This window comes from Collinsella sp. zg1085, from assembly GCF_018889955.1.
Lineage (GTDB): Bacteria > Actinomycetota > Coriobacteriia > Coriobacteriales > Coriobacteriaceae > Collinsella.
On the sequence record NZ_CP076545.1, the window covers coordinates 1,278,071 to 1,296,190 of the forward strand.

The following is an 18,120-nucleotide window of genomic DNA, read 5'->3' on the forward strand; positions in this document are numbered from 1 at the left end:
TGTAGCGTTCTGCGCTCTATCACGCTAACACGCTTGCACGCGAGCGCTCTAATGCCCTACCGCCCCAGCACGCTAACACTCTAACGTTCAAAGACACATCTGCCTCCCAGATACGTCGCAATAACCTGTGTCTTTTGAATCTCATCGGGGTTACAACTCAAAATATCTTGATTAAGCACCACTATATCCGCCAGATAACCCGGAGCCAGTTGACCCAATTCGTGCTCACGACCAACAGCGGCAGCGCTTCCTGCCGTATATATTCGGAGTGCATCAGCCATCATAATGCGCTCGTGTGGCAACCAACCACCTGCGGGCAAATGTGTCAGTGGGTCTTGGCGTGTAACGGCCGCATAGAGCACATTCATACTAGTTACCGGCGTAATGGGAGCGTCGGTTCCAAAGGCTTGGTCAACACCATGCGTCAAATAGCTTGCAAATGGCCACATAATACGCGCACGGTCCTCTCCTAAGTCGCGCTCAGGTCCGCCGGGGTCAAGCGTAATATGACAAGGCTGGGAGCTTGCCAGAATACCGGCATGAGCTAAGGCTTCAATATCGCCGGGCAACAAGTTTTCCACATGCTCAAGAGTGTTGCGTCCTTGCGTTGGCTCGCCATAACGCGCACGTGCCTCGGTGAATATATCGATTGCCTCATGGATTGCTGCGTCACCAATGGTGTGTATTCGCACCGCATGACCACGCTCTGCCGCTGCAAGGACCAAGCTACGCATGCGCCCAGCCGATACCGTAAGATGTCCGCGATCACCTGCGTAGCGCGCATTAGTATATGGCTGAGTGAGATAAGCTGTATGCTGGCTTGATACGCCATCGAAAAATTGCTTAAACCCTGGAGCACGCAGTAAGCCGCCAAAAGCTTCGGGTTCAGCATATCGTGTTTGTAGTGCTTCAAGGCGCGATTGGTCGTCAAGCAAGGTTGGAAACAAATGAGCGCGCAAGGTACAAGCATCGCGCTGTGCAAGCGCCTCGTAGACCTCTTCAAAGATGAAGTCGCAGCCGGGATTTGGCATGAGCGACATATCGCATATGCTTGTAATTCCCTGTTCAGCCATCAGTTGCATTTGATGAGCATACGCCGCCTCAATACGCTCACCACTCACCCATGCAAGAATGCGCGGCAATAACTCCATCGCGGCAGCCTCACGCACAATGCCGGTCAACTCACCTCGTGCATCTCGGTCATAGCTTCCGCCTGCCGGTGGGACGCTGTCGCGCGAAATACCCAGCTCTCGCAGGGCGCAGGAGTTGAGCCAGAGCGTATGACCATCACCTGAATACATAGCACAGGGTCGATCGGGAAACGCAGTGTCGATGCTTGCCTTAGTAGGAGGCAGCGGTGGATTCCATCGATAATCACGCCAACCTTGTGTAACTACCCACGCATCGGCAGGGAGTGTCGCCGCAAACGTGCGTGTTTTAGCAACCAAGTCTGCCTCGTTCTCTCCCATCTCCATCAACAGATAAGGAGAATTACCCAGCGCGGTATGAAAGAAATGCAAATGAGCGTCATGAAAGCCAGGACATATAAAAGCATCACCATAATCTCTAACAGGAGTTGCCCGAGGTGCTGCAGCAATAATATCTTCTGGTGCTCCTACCTGCACAATCTTGCCCCGATAGATTGCAAGCGCCAACTCTTGCGCTTCATTGAGCGCACGAGTACCCGTAAAAACCTTACGTGATTGAAGGATTACATCTGCTGTAAGCATATTGGTGCCACCTCTCACTATTGATAGTCGTCATAATATCGCAGTAGAGAAGCTCAAACAGAATCAAGAAATTGCTCAATTGATTTTCATGCAAGGTAGTAACGCATAAGAAATGACTATTTTGTTTAAGCAAGGGCTATAGGATAAAAGTGTGTTCTTCAACCCAATGCTTAGCCGTATCCCAAACCTACGCAACAACCCAAATTTAGCCACGCTACATATACAGCTAAACCTTTACGCCTGTGCTTGCACAAATCGGCGATAGGCAAAAAACGACAACAAGGCATTTAGTATCACGGCAACGCCCGCAATTACAAACCAATTCATGATACCCACGCCCTCTGCTACCGGCGATGCAATAACAAGACCCAGAGGCATAGTCACCACACTGAGCATCTGCCGCAAAGCAAATGCGCGGCCCAGCTTCTCAGAGGGAATAACCCGCTGCATATATGCTGTCATAGGTACATTAAAGCCTTGATAAAAGACGCAGAGTACAAACGAAATGGCCACGTACAACAACCAGCCAACGTAATTCGGCGGCACTATGCCCAATGCAAAGGTAGCTACACCGCAAACACCCAGTGAACTGAGCGCAAAACGAAACTCATGTGAAAGCTTAAGTTGCGCCATAGCACCACCCGCAAGCAACATTCCTAATGAGGAGACAACTTCTTCAATGCTTGCCTCAAAACTACCAAGCTTAAAGAAACTCGCTGTTACCAAGGGAAACATAGGCATAAGCGGCATAAAAAACAAATCAAAACTAAAGATTGAGATGATAAGGATACCTAGACTTGCATCTCCTGTATAAACCGCGACACCCTCACGCATCTCGCTAAGCATACGTATAAGTGCATGACCTTCACTGCGCACAGGCAATTGCTCAAGACTAGGCACAGGAACCGGCCAGAGACAAACAGACGCTGCAACAGCTCCCACAAGGTCAGTTATGAGTAACATATTAAGAGGCATCGCCGCATACAGAACAGCGCCTAGGGCAGGACCTACAAGGTAGGCTGCATGATTGACCATCTGTGTTATTCCACCAGCACGAATAAGTTCTGCTTTTGGAACAATTTGAGGAATCATGGCCTGCATAGCTGGCGGCTGAAAAGCACCGAGTGCTGAACGAAGAGCCAACGTGAGCAAAATTGCCCAAGCAGGTGTGCCAATTCCCATCATAATCAGCGCCAGCGCTAAGGCGAGTATACCAACTGACAAATCAGAGGCGATACAAACAAGTTTACGGTTGAGGCGGTCAGCCACAATGCCAGCTACCGGCGATAGTAAAGCCTGCGGAACATATCCCGCAAGCCCCGCCAAGCCCATCATAGCAGGTGAGCCAGTATCGATGGTGAGCTGCCACATGAGCGCAAACTGCACCGCTGAACTGCCAATAAGCGAGATTGCCTGACCGGCGGAGATAATGTAGAACATTCGCTGCCAAGATGGAGAGGCTGAAGCTGGTTCACCAGTGATAGCATGCGCAGTAACAAGCTGTTCGTCTACATCCTGCTTGTTATCAGTTTGTTCATGTTTGGTCATAGGGCTCTCCTCTCCTTGCAATCAAATAAAAGCCAGCAGAATATCGTGCAACCAAGCATACAAGAATTTAGCTACAAGCAATATACGTCTAAATTGCACCCTCGAAATCAAATAGACACATAGCAGGTATTTCTCGCAAATTTGAACACGCCCGCAAGCACGTCTGCTAGCATTACGGAACTTCATCTGCTGAGTACGAAGCCGCCTGCGCACAGCGAAGGGCTTTTGTGCTTTGCAGGTGGTAGCGAGCTGTGCGGTGAGTAAGATTTATCGCTCGGCACGCAGTTAGACCACTACGGCACAAGGAGGAGATATGGCAGAAGCAGCCGTAAGCACACCGGAACATGCATCCCCACGGACGCAGTTCAAGATTCCACGTTTACCCGGTGACATCATGATTTACCCGATGATTGCAGGCCTTCTTATTAACACCTTTTGTCCGCAGCTTCTTGAGATTGGCGGCTTTTTTACCGCAGCAGCTCGCGGGGGTGCTAATACCATTGTGGCGGCAATTTTGCTTTTTGTTGGCGCCGGCATCTCATTTAAGGCAACCCCTGCTGCCATCAAAACAGGTGTTGTAATTCTTATCCCTAAGCTTGTAGTTGCTACCGCTCTCGGACTTGTTGTTGCGCATGTCTTCAACGATAACTTCCTTGGTCTATCCTCGGTCGCCATTATTTCTGCTATTTCATTTTGCAATATGGCACTCTACACCGGCATCATGGGCGAATACGGGGACGAAGCTGAGCGCGGTGCTGTTGGTGTGCTTTTCTTCACCGCAGGTCCTGCAGTCACGATGATTATCCTTGGAGTAGCAGGGGTTGCATCAATTCCGCTGGGTACTATCGTGGGTTCAATCTTGCCGCTCGTTATTGGCATTGTATTAGGAAACATCTTCCCCTTCATTCGTCAACTGTTAACACTGGGTGCAAATCCCGCAATCGCTGTTGTAGGCTTTCAGCTTGGCTGCGGCATGAGTCTTACAAACTTTATTTCGGGTGGTATTTCCGGTATTTTACTTGGTCTTATTGCATTTTTTGTAGTAGGAACTATCACCTGTGTATTTGAACGCCTCTTAGGTGGGCGCGGGCGAGCTGCTGTTGCAAGCTCAACAGTTGCAGGTACCGCAATGACCACGCCTGTAGCGCTTGTTGAAGTATCACCTGCGTATGCCGCAATTGCCCCTATTGCTGCAGCTCAAATTGCAACAGCCGTAATTGTTACTGCAGTTATAGCACCAATTTTAACAGGCTGGTATGACAAGCGTTTTTGCAAAGATACTACCGAGGTAGCTCAAAGCTTATAGCTGCAGGTATCCAGCATGTGCATTCTCTTTTTGCGAAAGATACAGCAATAGCAGCTAACCATCTCAAACAATAAACAGATGCTCATATTCGTGCCTTATCCCACAACCAATCGGGATAAGGCACGTTTCTTATACATGCTGCTTTTTTAGCATGTTCTGAATAAGGCAACAGTAACAGTTTTTAGCAATCTTTTTGCAGTGCAGGTCTGCTACTTCTTGGCAAACTCTTGACACGCTTTTGATATAAGGCATGACGCAGTCTTGATACACGCCTGGTTCAAGCAATTCTGTCTTGACATACTCTTGATTCATGCGCTTCTTCATGGCCGCACTTAGTACTTGTAACTTGCCTTACTGCGCACGTGACACCCAAATACAGCTCAACCAACTGTACCAAATACCAGCTGTCTATAAACAACAAGAACCCTCGGATACTCACCTATTGATGCTGTGCAACATTGCAACAACATGCTATCAGGCGAGACCCGAGGGTTCTCATATGCCAAAACCTATGTGCTCGCCGGCCTATGTGGCGAGTACCAAGACTTTAGAACTTGTGACCGCACTTCTTGCAGACGCGCAGTTTGTTCTTACCGTCCTTCTCGTGACCCACACGCGTGCGCTTATTGCACTCAGGGCACACCAGATTGACATTAGATGCATCGATGGCTGCTTCCTGAGAAACAATGCCACCCTGCTGGTTTTGCTGATTGGGCTTTACGGCCTTCTTAACGACGGCCACACCCTCGACGACAACCTTACCCTCCGCAGGCAACGCACGCAAAACAGTACCCTGTTTGCCGCGATCCTTACCGGAGAGCACCTCGACCTTGTCGCCCTTCTTGATGGACATAGACATGTGGTCTCTCCCTTACTTAGAGGGTCTCGGGTGCAAGCGAGACGATCTTCATATACTTCTTGTCACGCAGCTCACGAGCAACAGGCCCGAAGATACGAGTACCAACAGGAGCACCGTCGTTGTTAATAACAACGGCAGCGTTATCGTCAAAGCGAATGTAGGAACCATCGCGACGACGAACTTCCTTAACGGTACGCACGACAACACAGCGAACAACGTCTTTCTTCTTGACGTTAGCGCCCGGTGTAGCCTCCTGCACTGCTGCGATAATTACATCGCCGATTCCCGCATAACGACGCTTGGAGCCGCCAAGCACCTTGATGCAGCGAACCTTGCGTGCGCCGGAGTTGTCGGCGACATTGAGCATGGTTTGCATTTGTATCATGGTAGTTCCTCCGAACTAGATAACCGAATGAGAGGTGCACGCTCGTGGTGTTTGTACACAACAAACGCGAACACGCGCACGTCACCGGAGTGTACAGTTCTCTGTAAGCTTACTTAGCACGCTCGACGATGCTCGTCAGGCGCCAACGCTTGGTAGCAGACAGAGGACGGCACTCCATGACCTTGACGGTATCGCCAAGACCGGCGGTGTTCTCCTCGTCGTGAACGTGCAGTTTCTTGCTGCTGTTCACCATCTTGCCATACTTGGGATGACGCTTGCGCTCTGCGATTTTAACCACGATGGTCTTATCGCCGGAAAGAGAGACAACGACACCCTGGCGGACTTTGCGCGCGTTGCGCTCAGTTGCTTCAGCCATAATTCACTCCTGACTGTTCTACTCGGTCGCAGCGGACTTCTCCGCTGCAATCTGGCGGGCACGCTGCTCCGTGAGGACACGTGCGATGTCCTTTTTCACGGCTTGAACACGAGCGGTGTTATCAAGCTGGCTGGTAGCCATCTGAAAACGAAGGTTAAAGAGCTCGGCACGACCCTCTTTGAGCTTCTGGCTCAGGGCCTCGTCTGAGAGCTCACGAATCTCTGCGGGCTTCATTACTTATCCTCCCCGTTCTGCTGAGCGGTGCGGGTCACAATTTTGGTCTTAATGGGCAGCTTGTGCTGAGCAAGACGCAAAGCCTCGCGCGCAATAGCCTCACTCACACCGGAAATCTCAAACATAACGCGACCGGGCTTAACAACGGCTACCCACTCTTCGGGGTTACCCTTACCAGAACCCATGCGCGTCTCGGCAGGCTTTTTGGTAATGGGCTTATCCGGGAAGATGGTAATGAATACGCGACCGCCACGCTTCATATAACGTGTCATCGCAATACGAGCAGCCTCAATCTGGCGATTGGTAATCCAGTGACGCTCAAGCGCCTGAATGCCATAGTCACCAAAATGGAGCTCGGTGTGACCCTTGGCAGTGCCCTTCATGGAGCCACGCTGCACCTTACGGTGAAGTACACGCTTAGGAGCAAGCACTACTGACCCCTCCTCTCATTATTGCGACGGCGGGGACGACTTGGTCCCTCAAGTGCCGGATTAGGCATAGGCTGACCCGGCAGCTTCTCACCAAGATAAATCCAGACCTTCACGCCGATAGCACCCATAGTGGTGTGCGCGGTTGAAGTGCCATAATCAATCTTTGCGCGCAGGGTATGCAGAGGAACACGACCCTCACGATACCACTCACGACGACCCATCTCGGCACCACCCAAACGACCAGAGCACTGGATACGAATACCCTTTGCGCCAGCCTTACGGGCAGATTGCACAGCTTTGCGCATAGCGCGACGGAATGCCACGCGACCCTCAAGCTGCTCAGAAATGGACTGAGCTACCAGCTCAGCGTCAAGCTCAGGACGCTTGATTTCGATTACGTCAACAGAGAGCTCGCCCTTGTTAACGCCTACAACACGCTCAAGCTCAGAGCGCAGCTGATCAATCTCTGCACCCTTCTTGCCAATAACAATGCCTGGGCGCGCAGTTAGGATAATAACCTTAACCTTGTCGCCTGCACGCTCAATCTCAACACGCGAAACAGCTGCGCGGGCAAGACGCTTCTTCAGGAAGGCGCGAACCTTGAGGTCGTTGCCGATAGTCTTGGCATAGTCCTTCTCAGCAAACCAGCGGGAGCGCCAGTTCTCAGTAATGCCAAGGCGGAAGCCAGTAGGATAGACTTTCTGACCCATACGTTACTTACGCCTCCTTCCGGGGAGCGACGACAATAGTGATGTGGCTCGTGCGCTTGAGAATGCGGGATGCAGAACCCTTTGCACGAGGACGGATACGCTTGAGCGTCGGACCTTCATCGACATAAGCGGCCTTGACAACAAGGTCGTTTGCGTTCAGGCCATTGTTGTTTTCTGCGTTTGCCACGGCAGAACGCAGTACCTTCTCAACATCAACCGCAACGCTGCGATCTGAGAAGTGAAGGATATCAAATGCGGCTGCCACATTTTTGCCGCGGACGAGATCCACGACCAGGCGAGCCTTACCGGGGGAAACGCGCACATACTTAGCAGTAGCGCGTACCTCGCGGCTCTGGGTATCGGTTGACTGAGTTGCCATTTACGAAAAACCCCCTACTTGGCCTTGTGGCCACGGAACGTACGAGTTGGTGCAAACTCGCCCAGCTTGTGACCAACCATGGACTCGGTGACATACACGGGCACGTGCTTGCGGCCGTCGTGGACAGCAATCGTGTGACCGACCATCTCAGGAAAGATGGTGCTGGCGCGTGACCAGGTCTTAACGACGTCCTTCTTACCTGCCTCGTTCATCGCGGTGATACGCGAGAGGAGACGCGTCTCGACGAACGGGCCCTTTTTGAGACTTCTGCTCATTGGTGCTAACTCCTATCTCGTATCGTTACTTGGTCTTACGACGACGAATAATGAGGGCGTTTGAAACCTTCTTCTTCTTACGGGTGCGATAACCCTTGGTGGGCTTACCCCAAGGCGTTACCGATGGACGACCGGAGGTGTGGTTCTTGCCCTCACCACCACCGTGAGGGTGGTCAACCGGATTCATAACGGTACCGCGAACCGTAGGACGAACGTTAAGCTTACGCTTACGGCCAGCTTTACCAATCACGATGTTGGAATGCTCCGCATTACCTACCTCACCAACCGTTGCACGGCAGGTGATAAGCACGCGACGCATCTCAGAGCTGGGCATACGCAGAATGGCATATTTGCCTTCCTTACCCATAAGCTGGCAAGCAGTACCAGCAGAACGAGCAATTGCAGCGCCCTTGCCCGGCTGGAACTCAATAGCGTGGATAAAAGTACCCACAGGAATCTCTGACAGGGGCATAGCGTTGCCGGGCTTAATGTCAGCGCCGGCACCTGAAATGACCGTGTCATCGACATTCAGGCCACGAGGTGCCAGAATGTAGCGCTTTTCACCATCTGCATAGTGAAGCAGCGCAATACGAGCAGAGCGGTTAGGATCGTACTCGATAGTGGCAACGCGGGCGGGCACACCGTCTTTGTTGCGCTTGAAGTCAATACGACGATACTGGCGCTTCACGCCGCCACCCTGATGGCGAACCGTGATGCGACCGTAGTTATTACGGCCAGCCTTCTTAGGCAGTGGCTCGAGAAGACTCTTCTCGGGCTTAGTGCAGGTAATCTCAGCAAAATCCGAGATTGTCTGCCAGCGCCTGCCTGCGCTGGTCGGCTTAAGGTGCTTTACAGCCATTACCTATCCCTTCAAATCTATCCGTTAGCCATCACAAGCTGGGATGCGGGTGTGATAACACCGGATTACCACGGTACCGGGCGGCTCCATATATGAGACCCGAGACCCCGGTCCGAGCATAGGCTCGGACACGTTACTTCAATGCACAAACCTTAAGCCTGTGCACCAAAAATCTCAATGGAGTCACCCTCAGCAAGGGTGACAACAGCCTTCTTCCAGCTACGAGTCTTACCAGCAACATAGCGAACACGCTTTGTCTTTGGCTTAACACGCAGGGTGTTCACGCGAACAACCTTAACGCTGAAAAGCTCCTCGATAGCATCTTTAATCTGGAACTTGTTTGCGTCTTTTGCAACCTCAAACGTGTACTTGTTCTCTTCCATAGAGGAGTACGAACGCTCGGAGACGATAGGACGAATGATGACGTTATGTGCGTCCATTATGCGAGCACCTCCCCAAAGTGAGTTGCGACGTCTGCAGGCATCAGAAGCGCACCATTGTTGACGATGTCATAGGTGTTGACCTCGTTGGGCGTGATGATGAACGTCTTGGGAATATTGCGGAAGGAGAGGAATGCGTTGATGTCGTCCTCACGTACGACAATGGTCAGACGCTTGCCCTCAAGGCCAAGTGCACGAAGCATAGCAACAGCAGCCTTTGTGGATGGCTTCTCAAAGCCGTAATCGTCTACCAGCACGAGCTCGTTGTCGCGAACCTTGGCGGACAAGGCGGAACGCATAGCGAGCTTAACCTCTTTGTTGTTCATGCGCTTAGCATAGCTGCGAGGCTTTGGTGCAAAGACCACGCCACCGTGGCGCCACTGGGGTGAACGTGTGGAACCTTGGCGAGCACGACCAGTGCCCTTTTGACGCCATGGCTTCTTGCCACCGCCGGAGACCTCAGAACGGGTCTTGGCAGATTGCGTGCCTTGGCGCCAGCTAGCCTGCTGGAGCTTGACAATATGGTGCATCACGTGGATGTTGGGCTCAATGCCGTAAACACCCTCGACGAGCTCGACCTCGGAGGCCTTTGCACCTTGAGCGTTCTTTACTTCAAACTTTGACATGTGACGTTTCTCCTTTGCCCTTAGGCCATGCGGATAGCGACCAGGCCATTCTTGGCACCAGGGACTGCGCCCTTGACAAGAATGAGGTTCTGCTCGGCATCGATGCGGACAACGGAAAGGTTCTTTACGGTCACGCGCTCATTGCCCATGTGACCTGCCATCTTCACGCCTTTGAGAACGCGAGCGGGATAGGCGCACTGGCCAATTGAACCTGGGTGACGCTTAAAGTGAGAACCGTGAGTCATCGGACCGCGACGCTGACCCCAGCGCTTAATGCGACCCTGGAAACCCTTACCCTTTGAGGTACCGATGACATCAACCTTGGCGACGTTCTCAAAGTCTGCAACGGTAACTTCGTCGCCTACTTTGTGCTCGTCAGCACTATCTACGCGAACCTCACGCAGATAACGAACAGGCGTAACACCTGCCTTGGCAAAGTGACCAGTCATGGGCTTGCCCACGTTTTTAGCCTTGATGCCACCAAAACCAATCTGAACAGCGTTATAGCCGTCAGTTGCCTCAGTTTTAACCTGCGAGACAGCACAGGGGCCGGCTTGAATGACCGTTACGGGTACGACGTTATCGTTGTCGTCCCATACCTGCGTCATGCCAATCTTACGGCCGAGAATCATGTTGATCATTAAATGATCCTAACCCTCGGTGGTCTTGGGACTCTGCAAGCACCCCTTGCGCTTGCCCCCAGCGGACCACTACTGACAGTGTGCCTGCATCTGAAAGACGCCTGATTTTTGACTTTGCAACCCGCGAACAGCCAAAATATGCAGGCAGAACCCTCCCGAGAATGGGCACAGCTTTGTTAGTATACACGCGCACGGGCGTATCCATAGTTTTAGCACATAGCTTTTTTGCAGGTTGTCAAGGAAGTTGCAAATCGAATGACAGCTCGGCTCAATATCTAACTAGAGCTCTGCATAATCTTGTATGCCAGCGTGACCTGCTTTTAGAATATCTGCAAGCGCTATACCAGAAGAGCGCATGCTGACAAACTCAAGGAGCATTGCAAGATTAACTCCTGCCACTACATCAAGACCACCTGCTACTATCCCACGCTTTTGTAAAAGTGCGGCACAATTACAGGGGCTTCCATAGAGTAAGTCGCAAAATATAACGACGCCTTCTCCTGTATTAACCTTGGCGGCTGCAGCCTCAAGCTTTGCGGTATAGCCCACTAAATCTTCTTCAGGCATAAGGCCACATGCAAGAATATATTCGGGGTCATCAGAAAACATCTTTACGGCATGAAGCATGCCTTCCGCCAGCATTCCATGACTTGCAATAACAATACCTTTCATAGGCTCTCTTTCTGAACGCTATCGATTAAAATGGTATAGGTGTATACGTTGAATACTCATACTGCTTACTTAACAAATGAGCTTATAGCTCACGCGAACGCGGTGCAGAAGTATCCACACCGCGTCCTTCGCTTTGTCTCAGGTGCGTCTACTGCTGTTTTATGCCTAAACAACACCTAACGCTGCAAACAACAATGATGCTATAAGTGTTCCAAGCACAAGTTTCACGATACTTGCATGCTTCTTATGAATGAGCAGGTAATATACAAACAGGATAGCAAGCTGTAAAAGTCCTGGCATCAAAGTATTAAGCTGGTCTTGAATCACCATAAAGGACTCCCCTACGCTTACCGATAAAGCAAGCGAGAGAGCAACCATTGATGCTGTTAAGGCACCCATCATTGACATTCCAAGAATATTGGCGCCTTCAACAAGCTCAGACATAAGCTTTGATGAAAGAATCCCCTTGATTGCCGAGCGTCCTTGTTTATAGGTCAGCTTTGTTGTAAAGATGAGCTCTCCAAGGGTAACCATCGCTCCTAAAAAGAGAACTAAAAGACCCATATAATTACCCTGTTGCGCAAGCGCGCAAGCTGCCAAGATAAACAGTGTTGTAATGGTACCCGCACTAAACGAATCACCAAAGGCAGCACACGGACCCATTAAACCAGTCTTTACCGCAATAATGGACTCACCCGGAATTGCATCAGGGTTATTTGCTTTCTCCTCTTCCATAGCAAGCACAGTGCCCAAAATAAGTCCGCCAGCAGTAGCATTGGTGTTAAAAAGTTCCATATGACGTTTCATAGCTTCGCGCAACGGCTCACGTTCAGGATACAGCTTCTTGAGTGCAGGCATCAACGCATCAGTAAACGCAATCGATTGCATACGCTCGTAGTTAAGTGAAATCTCGCAGTTAATATACCAACGTGCAATTACACGATTGATAATCCGATTTGACAGAGTAATACGCTCACGCGAAGCCTCAGCTCCCGTGGTTACAACCTCAGATGTCACTTGTTTATCAGATACTACAGTCTTGTCATACGCCACATCTTCCACCATGATAGTTATGCCTCCTTCTGAGCTGATTCGCGCTTTGCTAATACCACCAGTACCGCAACGCAACCAGCAACTAAACCAGCAGTAATATTGTTGAGTGACAGGCATTCCACTAGGATAAATCCCAAAATGGTATAAGGAAGCATCTGGGGTTTTCCAATCATATTCATAATGAGCGCAAAGCCAATAGCAGGCATTACACCACCAGCAACCGACAGTCCCTTCATCACCCAAGCAGGAACACCATTCATAAAAGCGAGCATGGCATCTTGACCAAACATTACAACCAAAAAAACCGGCAAGAAGAGCAGCGGCAGTTCAATGAGTGGTGGATAGATAAGAGCGCAGCGGGCAAGTGCAGCTGTGTCTCCACGTTCGGCTGCTGCATCAGCGCGATGTACAAACACAACATTTACCAAACGACGCAAATTAGTCAGCAAAGCTCCAAGCAAACCCATAGGCACCGCAAAGGCAATTGCCTGCTCCGTTGAAAGTCCTGTCGCTAATGCAATAGGAATAACGGTTGTTGCTGCAAGTGCTGAGTCTGTAGGCAAGTTTCCACCCGGTGCAATAATGCCCGCAAAAACAGCCGCAATGCCACCACCCACTATAAGACCTTGCGTCACATCCCCAAAAATGGCACCCGCAACCACGCCAATAAAAATAGGACTGGCAAAGAAAAAGAGAGCAAAATAACCTCCAATCATGCCGCGAGCCAGCCAATACAACACTCCCATTGCAAGTGCCATAACCATGAGCTGTAGACCTTCCATAGTCCTGCCTTTCTCCTTGTTGCAGAAGGGATTTCTATCTGCATATATCTCTCTATGTAAGTTTTGATTTAATCGATGCAAGTGAGGATGCCGATGCCTCTGGAATAGGCTGCAAAAAGACATTGACACCGTTAGCTCTCAGAACATCGAGTTGGTTATATTCTTCACGAGAAAGCGCTATACCCTGAATGACTGTCTTACGATGTGGCGCTCCCGGTACAGCACCGACATTAAGCTCTGTAAGCGGTACACCCGCCTCATACGCCCCCACAGCGCTTGCAACATCCTTAAAAATCAGCATAATCTTATCGTTATGTGCATCCAATGCCGCCTGTATCCCCTTGACATCGGTAATATCCACGGCTGCATCTCCTGCTGCGGCGCGATAAATATCTGCCATAAAGTCATCATTAAGAAGCGCTTCATCAACAAGTATTAGGCGATCAACTGGATAAAACTTAATCCACTTTGCAATAATCTGCCCATGCACTAAACGATAATCAACACGCGCCATTTCAATCTGTGCCACAACAAACTCCTTCTGTTGTAATCAATACATTGCTGTTATGCGTCATAATTCAGTGTTATTAGCTGCTGAGTGTCAGCACTTTGGGTAACCGCTTCAGCAATAAGCTCAGCATGAAGGCCATCTTTCAAACCAGCGATAAAGGGTTTTCCTGTACGAATGCAGTCCACGAAGTCTTGCATGGGATCTATACCAAAGCCCACCAAGCGCCCATTATTGTTTTGCATGAAACAGATATTAGGCGTATAGCCTTTGTCATTGTCAAAAAACTCTACACCCCGCCGCTGTGAATCTACACGAATAAGCGCATGCTCACACATGATATGCGTACATGAATCATCTGCTTTGGCAAAGCCATTAGGAACTATCCAAGAGTTTTCTACCGTCCACGTGCAACCATTCTCAAACATCAGCATGGCAGTTACCGAATCATAAGTATCAATGCCCATATCTTTCAGTACACCTTTGTGCCCACGCGCATAAACCTCGGTTACCTCACATCCCATATACCAGCGAATAAGGTCATAACAATGCGTACCTAAGAAATGAACCGGACTTGACTTATCTGCCCAAGCAAGCCAAATTGTTGGGACATCAATAATGTCATCCATACGCATATAACCCCGCAAGGGTACACCCGAAGTTGGATCAGCCAACTTGTTCATTACAGCAATAGAAGCAGGGTCCCACCGTTTGTGATAATCAACCATAACGCGCACATGAGCTTCTTCAGCAGCAGCAATAATCTCACGCGCGTCACTCGATGTTGTAGCGAGTGGCTTTTCTACCAATACATGTTTGTGATAACGAATGGCGGTTAGCACCGGATCTTTATGAAAAGGATCCGGTGTTGCAACAGCAACTGCATCAATTTGCTCAGTTTGCAAAAGTTCGTCAAGATTTTCATAGGTTCTAACGCCAAACTCACTCTCAACCTGTTGGCGTACAGCTGCTGATAGATCACAAACGGCAACTAGCTCAGCATAGGGATAGCACGCAAAACCATTTAAGTGATTGCGTCCGTAAATTCCCGCTCCGACAACCGCTACACGTAGTTTCTCAAACACGAAGTCTCCTTTCATGGAATATGCCTAGAATGAAATTAAATTTCATTCTCTGGTTCATAATGTAGTTTTATTTCACTAAAAATGGAATAACTGAAATATAATTTTCCGTGAACGGTATATTTGAAGGGGTAAACGGTATATTTGTGTAATCATGCACTTAGTTGAGTCAGCTGAAAGAGGCGGTATATGACACAAAATATGGTCTCAATTCTTGAGAGTTCGCTCCCTACGCTATCAGGCGCCTATGCATCAATTGCTACGTATGTGTTGCAGCACCGCAAAGATGTGCTTGATATGTCAACACGTGATTTAGCTCAGGTCTGCGGCGTTAGTGAGGCAACGATTGTACGCTTCTCCCGCAGCATGGGTACACACGGATACCGAGATTTTAAGATTGCCCTGTCTGCATCAAATGCCATCCGAGCCCAAGCAGAAATTGATGTCGCTGATATTCAACCAGGTGATTCACCGATTGATGTCGCTAAAAAACTGACTTCCTACACGATTGCCTCGCTTGAAAGTACCGGTGAAAGTCTTGATTACGAGCAGCTTGAACACGCAGTTGATGTTATTGATGCTGCCTGCGTAGCAGGAAATAAGATATATATTGCTGGTGTCGGTGCTACCAGTACAGTAGCGCATGCACTTATGATTAAACTCATGCGACTGGGAATTTCAACCGTTTATTTTGAAGACATCCATCTACAACTTGAATCCATGATGAATATTCAGGCCGAGGATGTACTGATTTGCTTTACGGTGCTTGGGCGCTCTATCGAGAACGAACAGCTTGTTGATATAGCTCGTGCTCGTGGTTGCGAGGTTATCGTGGTTTCACAGCGAGGCGTTGGCGGTACCGCAGAAAAAGCAACTTGTTTGCTTCTAACTTCATGTGTTGAAAGTGGACTACGTTTAGCGAGCCAAACAGGACTTATCATGCAAATGCTTCTAGTGGATGTCTTGTTTACCTCACTTGCACTGCGGCACTTAGATGAAACACGTGAAGGAGTTATGCGCTCCAAACGAGCTTTTGTCGAGCTTGGACATTACGCACGTTAGCTGCATGAATTATTAAAAAACTATTCTTAAGTGCTTTTGGTTACGCGCCTAGTAAAAGCGACCATTGGGTCAATGATTGCTGTATTGGTAAATATGTCTGTAGTGCAGTCAAACTCATAAACCAAAATAAAGCAGTTCCCAATCCATACATCTTGTTTGCATCTCGCATAATCTTCCCACGCATTCTTAAATTGCACCGTCGCAGAACCATGTGAGAGTGCAAGCACTGACTCACTCCTTGGTTCATGCATAAGGCGGGTCAGTGCTCGCGTCATACGTGCTTGTACCGCACTATCGCTTTCTCCCCCAAAGGGGGTTAGCGCATTGCGGCTTCGCCATATATCTACTGGGATTTCAGCGCGATTTTTTCCGTCAAATATGCCGTATGAACGTTCAATAAGCTCGTCATATATCTCACACGACTGCTGGTGGTAGCCAAGCTCATGTAACATGATGCGCATCGTTGACTGTGCACGCCCCAGAGGTGAAGAGACAAACCTCGACAGAGCAAAATTATTATTTTGGAAGAACCGAGCTGCTTGTTTTGCCTGTTCAACACCTTTAAGAGTTAACGGTGAATCACAGTGACCTTGCACAATTCCCTTGAGGTTAAACTCTGTTTCTCCATGACGCATCAGATAGAGCTGCGGCATATATCTATCCTCCATCCAAAACCCTTTACATTCTAGCAGGCGATACAAATATGTATATTAAATGAATTAACCTATATGAAATGTTTAACTGTCAATGCGTCATTTATCTGGATATAGTTTAAGCAGATGGAAAGTTGCACGGTTTACATAAATTGGTTCTATCAGACTCGATTAAGGAAGGAGTAGTTTAGTTAATCAGGGTTTTCGCTGAAGGGAGCGATTATGTTAGGCCATCAAGACATCAATATGTCCCGTCGCGTTCTACTTCAATCAGTTGCACTGGGAGCTAGCTTATTTGTCCCCCCTGTTGCATTCGGAGATGAATTATTCAGTTCTCAAAGAACCCGAATAGCTGCAAATTTCCGAAATCCCTTAGGCAAAAATAAACTTGAAAGCTTTTTACGTAGTAAAGCTGAAATTGAAGCTATGCAAATAATCCAAGAGGCTGAAAACAAATTAGTTGATCAACTGTACCCAGCTGGGCGCCCGAAATACTTTACAGAATATGGTAAAACTGTATATAAAACGAGTGGCTGGAAGGATACTGCTGGACAACCACCAGGAGGTGTAAGACTACAAGGTGGCGGTAGCGTTTTCTTTTTTACCTCCGGAGGGGGATCAATTAGCGTATCAGTTTCATTGCCTGGCAATCTAGGAGGAGTCTCAGTATCAATTCCATTCGCGCATACTGCTAGTCATGTGACATAATATTCACTTAATATCCCAGGTGATGGTTTCTATAGAGTACGTACAAAAGTTACTCATGCAGTACAGCCGTACATTGTTTATGAAACATATAACGGGGAAACTAAAGTCTACCGGAAGAATGCAACGAGTGAATTTTGGGATTTAGATGCAGCGAGCTACAAAGTAAAATGATTAAGTCAATGAGAAAAAGCACCGTATTCTTAGCAATCGCCCTAACAATTATCTCGATACTGTATTTAACCGTACAGCACCGAGAAAACCTTATTCTAAAAGGTGCAAGAGACGGCTATATCTTTAACGGAATTTATCGAGACACTCAGATGAATACGTTTGCCGTACTTGAGCAAACAACTAAGTGGCAATTTCGCAACGCTGATTCAATGATTACAGGGGCTTATCAAAAGACTGATGACCCCAATTTCTATCTCCTCTATGACAGAGATCGAAATGAAGTTGGAAATGCTCGTCTGAGCTACGCCATGCCTGATGGTACATCAGGACTCATCTATGTCACCATTCACGGTAAAACGCTCGCGCTTGACAAGATAACGCGCAATCCTATGTTTGTTGTTGAAAATAAACAGGGAGAGTAAGCTTTCCGTATGCTGAGGGATTTAGGTTGACGCAGATGAACGAGCGATGCAGTATAACAGCTGCATCGCTTACTTTTCTTGGTTCAACTCCCTTGGAGCGCCGCTAAGGTAGGAGCTGTACTGCACTTCTACCTACGTGCAATTTCACCTTTATACCGTTTATACACGATTAAAAGGTATTTACAAAGAGTCGCTCTATATCAGGCAG

The 18,120-nt window shown here is 48.9% G+C and carries 24 protein-coding genes; 4 read left to right on the forward strand and 20 right to left on the reverse strand.

Annotated features, from left to right (window positions below; genetic code table 11):
* Window positions 1-80 precede the first annotated feature (80 nt).
* A complete protein-coding gene (locus KPC83_RS05405; protein WP_216278244.1) occupies window positions 81-1,730 on the reverse strand; it encodes an amidohydrolase in 1,650 nt (549 codons plus the stop codon).
* 234 nt (window positions 1,731-1,964) lie between these two features.
* Window positions 1,965-3,278 (reverse strand): MFS transporter, encoded by a 1,314-nt coding sequence (locus KPC83_RS05410; RefSeq protein ID WP_216278245.1) that lies wholly within the window; start codon window positions 3,276-3,278, stop codon window positions 1,965-1,967.
* Between the two features lie 313 nt (window positions 3,279-3,591).
* Here KPC83_RS05410 and KPC83_RS05415 point away from each other — a divergent pair, with 313 nt between their 5' ends.
* Complete coding sequence (locus KPC83_RS05415; RefSeq protein ID WP_216278246.1) at window positions 3,592-4,584, forward strand: 2-keto-3-deoxygluconate permease; 993 nt, start codon at window positions 3,592-3,594, stop codon at window positions 4,582-4,584.
* A 547-nt stretch (window positions 4,585-5,131) separates the two neighbouring features.
* On the opposite strand, the gene rplX is transcribed toward KPC83_RS05415, so the two are convergent.
* The 17 genes from rplX to KPC83_RS05500 form a co-directional block, all read right to left on the reverse strand.
* Window positions 5,132-5,443 carry a 50S ribosomal protein L24 gene (gene rplX, locus KPC83_RS05420; protein ID WP_216278247.1) on the reverse strand — a complete coding sequence of 104 codons (312 nt, stop codon included), beginning with the start codon at window positions 5,441-5,443 and terminating at the stop codon, window positions 5,132-5,134.
* Window positions 5,444-5,459: 16 nt separating this feature from the next.
* Complete coding sequence (gene rplN, locus KPC83_RS05425; protein ID WP_085830618.1) at window positions 5,460-5,828, reverse strand: 50S ribosomal protein L14; 369 nt, start codon at window positions 5,826-5,828, stop codon at window positions 5,460-5,462.
* Window positions 5,829-5,937: 109 nt separating this feature from the next.
* A complete protein-coding gene (rpsQ, locus tag KPC83_RS05430) occupies window positions 5,938-6,204 on the reverse strand; it encodes a 30S ribosomal protein S17 (RefSeq protein ID WP_216278248.1) in 267 nt (88 codons plus the stop codon).
* 18 nt (window positions 6,205-6,222) lie between these two features.
* Window positions 6,223-6,438, reverse strand: a complete 216-nt coding sequence (gene rpmC / locus KPC83_RS05435; RefSeq protein ID WP_216278249.1) for a 50S ribosomal protein L29 — start codon at window positions 6,436-6,438, stop codon at window positions 6,223-6,225.
* On the reverse strand, window positions 6,438-6,869 hold the full coding sequence (gene rplP, locus KPC83_RS05440; protein WP_216278250.1) for a 50S ribosomal protein L16: 432 nt from the start codon (window positions 6,867-6,869) through the stop codon (window positions 6,438-6,440). Before rplP ends, rpmC begins: the two co-directional genes overlap by 1 nt.
* Window positions 6,869-7,579, reverse strand: a complete 711-nt coding sequence (rpsC, locus tag KPC83_RS05445; RefSeq protein WP_216278251.1) for a 30S ribosomal protein S3 — start codon at window positions 7,577-7,579, stop codon at window positions 6,869-6,871. Before rpsC ends, rplP begins: the two co-directional genes overlap by 1 nt.
* Window positions 7,580-7,586: 7 nt before the next feature.
* Window positions 7,587-7,958, reverse strand: a complete 372-nt coding sequence (rplV, locus tag KPC83_RS05450; RefSeq protein WP_216278252.1) for a 50S ribosomal protein L22 — start codon at window positions 7,956-7,958, stop codon at window positions 7,587-7,589.
* Between the two features lie 14 nt (window positions 7,959-7,972).
* Window positions 7,973-8,233 (reverse strand): 30S ribosomal protein S19, encoded by a 261-nt coding sequence (gene rpsS, locus KPC83_RS05455; RefSeq protein ID WP_006235035.1) that lies wholly within the window; start codon window positions 8,231-8,233, stop codon window positions 7,973-7,975.
* A gap of 25 nt (window positions 8,234-8,258) precedes the next feature.
* Window positions 8,259-9,092: a 50S ribosomal protein L2 gene (gene rplB / locus KPC83_RS05460; protein ID WP_216278253.1), complete on the reverse strand. Its 834-nt coding sequence runs from the start codon at window positions 9,090-9,092 to the stop codon at window positions 8,259-8,261.
* Between the two features lie 152 nt (window positions 9,093-9,244).
* The gene (gene rplW / locus KPC83_RS05465) at window positions 9,245-9,532 is read right to left on the reverse strand and encodes a 50S ribosomal protein L23 (protein WP_216278254.1); all 288 of its coding nucleotides are present in this window, start codon (window positions 9,530-9,532) and stop codon (window positions 9,245-9,247) included.
* On the reverse strand, window positions 9,532-10,158 hold the full coding sequence (rplD, locus tag KPC83_RS05470; RefSeq protein ID WP_216278255.1) for a 50S ribosomal protein L4: 627 nt from the start codon (window positions 10,156-10,158) through the stop codon (window positions 9,532-9,534). Before rplD ends, rplW begins: the two co-directional genes overlap by 1 nt.
* Window positions 10,159-10,178: 20 nt before the next feature.
* Entirely contained in the window at window positions 10,179-10,799 is a 621-nt protein-coding gene (rplC, locus tag KPC83_RS05475) for a 50S ribosomal protein L3 (RefSeq protein WP_216278256.1), read from the reverse strand.
* Window positions 10,800-11,078: 279 nt separating this feature from the next.
* Complete coding sequence (locus KPC83_RS05480; RefSeq protein WP_216278257.1) at window positions 11,079-11,471, reverse strand: PTS sugar transporter subunit IIA; 393 nt, start codon at window positions 11,469-11,471, stop codon at window positions 11,079-11,081.
* A 165-nt stretch (window positions 11,472-11,636) separates the two neighbouring features.
* Entirely contained in the window at window positions 11,637-12,536 is a 900-nt protein-coding gene (locus KPC83_RS05485; protein WP_216278258.1) for a PTS system mannose/fructose/sorbose family transporter subunit IID, read from the reverse strand.
* Window positions 12,537-12,541: 5 nt separating this feature from the next.
* Window positions 12,542-13,306 carry a PTS sugar transporter subunit IIC gene (locus tag KPC83_RS05490; protein WP_216278259.1) on the reverse strand — a complete coding sequence of 255 codons (765 nt, stop codon included), beginning with the start codon at window positions 13,304-13,306 and terminating at the stop codon, window positions 12,542-12,544.
* 52 nt (window positions 13,307-13,358) lie between these two features.
* Window positions 13,359-13,835: a PTS sugar transporter subunit IIB gene (locus KPC83_RS05495; RefSeq protein WP_216278260.1), complete on the reverse strand. Its 477-nt coding sequence runs from the start codon at window positions 13,833-13,835 to the stop codon at window positions 13,359-13,361.
* Between the two features lie 35 nt (window positions 13,836-13,870).
* Window positions 13,871-14,899: a Gfo/Idh/MocA family protein gene (locus KPC83_RS05500; RefSeq protein ID WP_216278261.1), complete on the reverse strand. Its 1,029-nt coding sequence runs from the start codon at window positions 14,897-14,899 to the stop codon at window positions 13,871-13,873.
* A gap of 186 nt (window positions 14,900-15,085) precedes the next feature.
* Between KPC83_RS05500 and KPC83_RS05505 the strand changes: the two genes are divergently transcribed.
* On the forward strand, window positions 15,086-15,958 hold the full coding sequence (locus KPC83_RS05505; RefSeq protein ID WP_216278262.1) for a MurR/RpiR family transcriptional regulator: 873 nt from the start codon (window positions 15,086-15,088) through the stop codon (window positions 15,956-15,958).
* A gap of 26 nt (window positions 15,959-15,984) precedes the next feature.
* Here the strand turns inward: KPC83_RS05505 and KPC83_RS05510 are convergent, their stop codons facing one another.
* Window positions 15,985-16,611: a histidine phosphatase family protein gene (locus KPC83_RS05510; protein WP_216278263.1), complete on the reverse strand. Its 627-nt coding sequence runs from the start codon at window positions 16,609-16,611 to the stop codon at window positions 15,985-15,987.
* 222 nt (window positions 16,612-16,833) lie between these two features.
* On the opposite strand from KPC83_RS05510, the gene KPC83_RS05515 reads away from it, so the two are divergent.
* Both KPC83_RS05515 and KPC83_RS05520 read left to right on the forward strand, forming a co-directional pair.
* Window positions 16,834-17,319, forward strand: coding sequence for a hypothetical protein (locus KPC83_RS05515; RefSeq protein ID WP_216278264.1), 486 nt, complete (start codon window positions 16,834-16,836; stop codon window positions 17,317-17,319).
* Window positions 17,320-17,498: 179 nt separating this feature from the next.
* A complete protein-coding gene (locus KPC83_RS05520; RefSeq protein WP_216278265.1) occupies window positions 17,499-17,912 on the forward strand; it encodes a hypothetical protein in 414 nt (137 codons plus the stop codon).
* The last annotated feature ends 208 nt before the right edge of the window (window positions 17,913-18,120 follow it).

Coding starts and splice junctions, on each gene's coding strand:
- KPC83_RS05405 (WP_216278244.1), bottom strand. CDS start 1,730: ATGCTTACAGCAGATGTAATCCTTCAATCACGTAAGGTTTTTACGGGT.
- KPC83_RS05410 (WP_216278245.1), bottom strand. CDS start 3,278: ATGACCAAACATGAACAAACTGATAACAAGCAGGATGTAGACGAACAG.
- KPC83_RS05415 (WP_216278246.1), top strand. CDS start 3,592: ATGGCAGAAGCAGCCGTAAGCACACCGGAACATGCATCCCCACGGACG.
- rplX (WP_216278247.1), bottom strand. CDS start 5,443: ATGTCTATGTCCATCAAGAAGGGCGACAAGGTCGAGGTGCTCTCCGGT.
- rplN (WP_085830618.1), bottom strand. CDS start 5,828: ATGATACAAATGCAAACCATGCTCAATGTCGCCGACAACTCCGGCGCA.
- rpsQ (WP_216278248.1), bottom strand. CDS start 6,204: ATGGCTGAAGCAACTGAGCGCAACGCGCGCAAAGTCCGCCAGGGTGTC.
- rpmC (WP_216278249.1), bottom strand. CDS start 6,438: ATGAAGCCCGCAGAGATTCGTGAGCTCTCAGACGAGGCCCTGAGCCAG.
- rpsC (WP_216278251.1), bottom strand. CDS start 7,579: ATGGGTCAGAAAGTCTATCCTACTGGCTTCCGCCTTGGCATTACTGAG.
- rplV (WP_216278252.1), bottom strand. CDS start 7,958: ATGGCAACTCAGTCAACCGATACCCAGAGCCGCGAGGTACGCGCTACT.
- rpsS (WP_006235035.1), bottom strand. CDS start 8,233: ATGAGCAGAAGTCTCAAAAAGGGCCCGTTCGTCGAGACGCGTCTCCTC.
- rplB (WP_216278253.1), bottom strand. CDS start 9,092: ATGGCTGTAAAGCACCTTAAGCCGACCAGCGCAGGCAGGCGCTGGCAG.
- rplW (WP_216278254.1), bottom strand. CDS start 9,532: ATGGACGCACATAACGTCATCATTCGTCCTATCGTCTCCGAGCGTTCG.
- rplD (WP_216278255.1), bottom strand. CDS start 10,158: ATGTCAAAGTTTGAAGTAAAGAACGCTCAAGGTGCAAAGGCCTCCGAG.
- rplC (WP_216278256.1), bottom strand. CDS start 10,799: ATGATCAACATGATTCTCGGCCGTAAGATTGGCATGACGCAGGTATGG.
- KPC83_RS05480 (WP_216278257.1), bottom strand. CDS start 11,471: ATGAAAGGTATTGTTATTGCAAGTCATGGAATGCTGGCGGAAGGCATG.
- KPC83_RS05485 (WP_216278258.1), bottom strand. CDS start 12,536: ATGGTGGAAGATGTGGCGTATGACAAGACTGTAGTATCTGATAAACAA.
- KPC83_RS05490 (WP_216278259.1), bottom strand. CDS start 13,306: ATGGAAGGTCTACAGCTCATGGTTATGGCACTTGCAATGGGAGTGTTG.
- KPC83_RS05505 (WP_216278262.1), top strand. CDS start 15,086: ATGACACAAAATATGGTCTCAATTCTTGAGAGTTCGCTCCCTACGCTA.
- KPC83_RS05510 (WP_216278263.1), bottom strand. CDS start 16,611: ATGCCGCAGCTCTATCTGATGCGTCATGGAGAAACAGAGTTTAACCTC.
- KPC83_RS05515 (WP_216278264.1), top strand. CDS start 16,834: ATGTTAGGCCATCAAGACATCAATATGTCCCGTCGCGTTCTACTTCAA.
- KPC83_RS05520 (WP_216278265.1), top strand. CDS start 17,499: ATGAGAAAAAGCACCGTATTCTTAGCAATCGCCCTAACAATTATCTCG.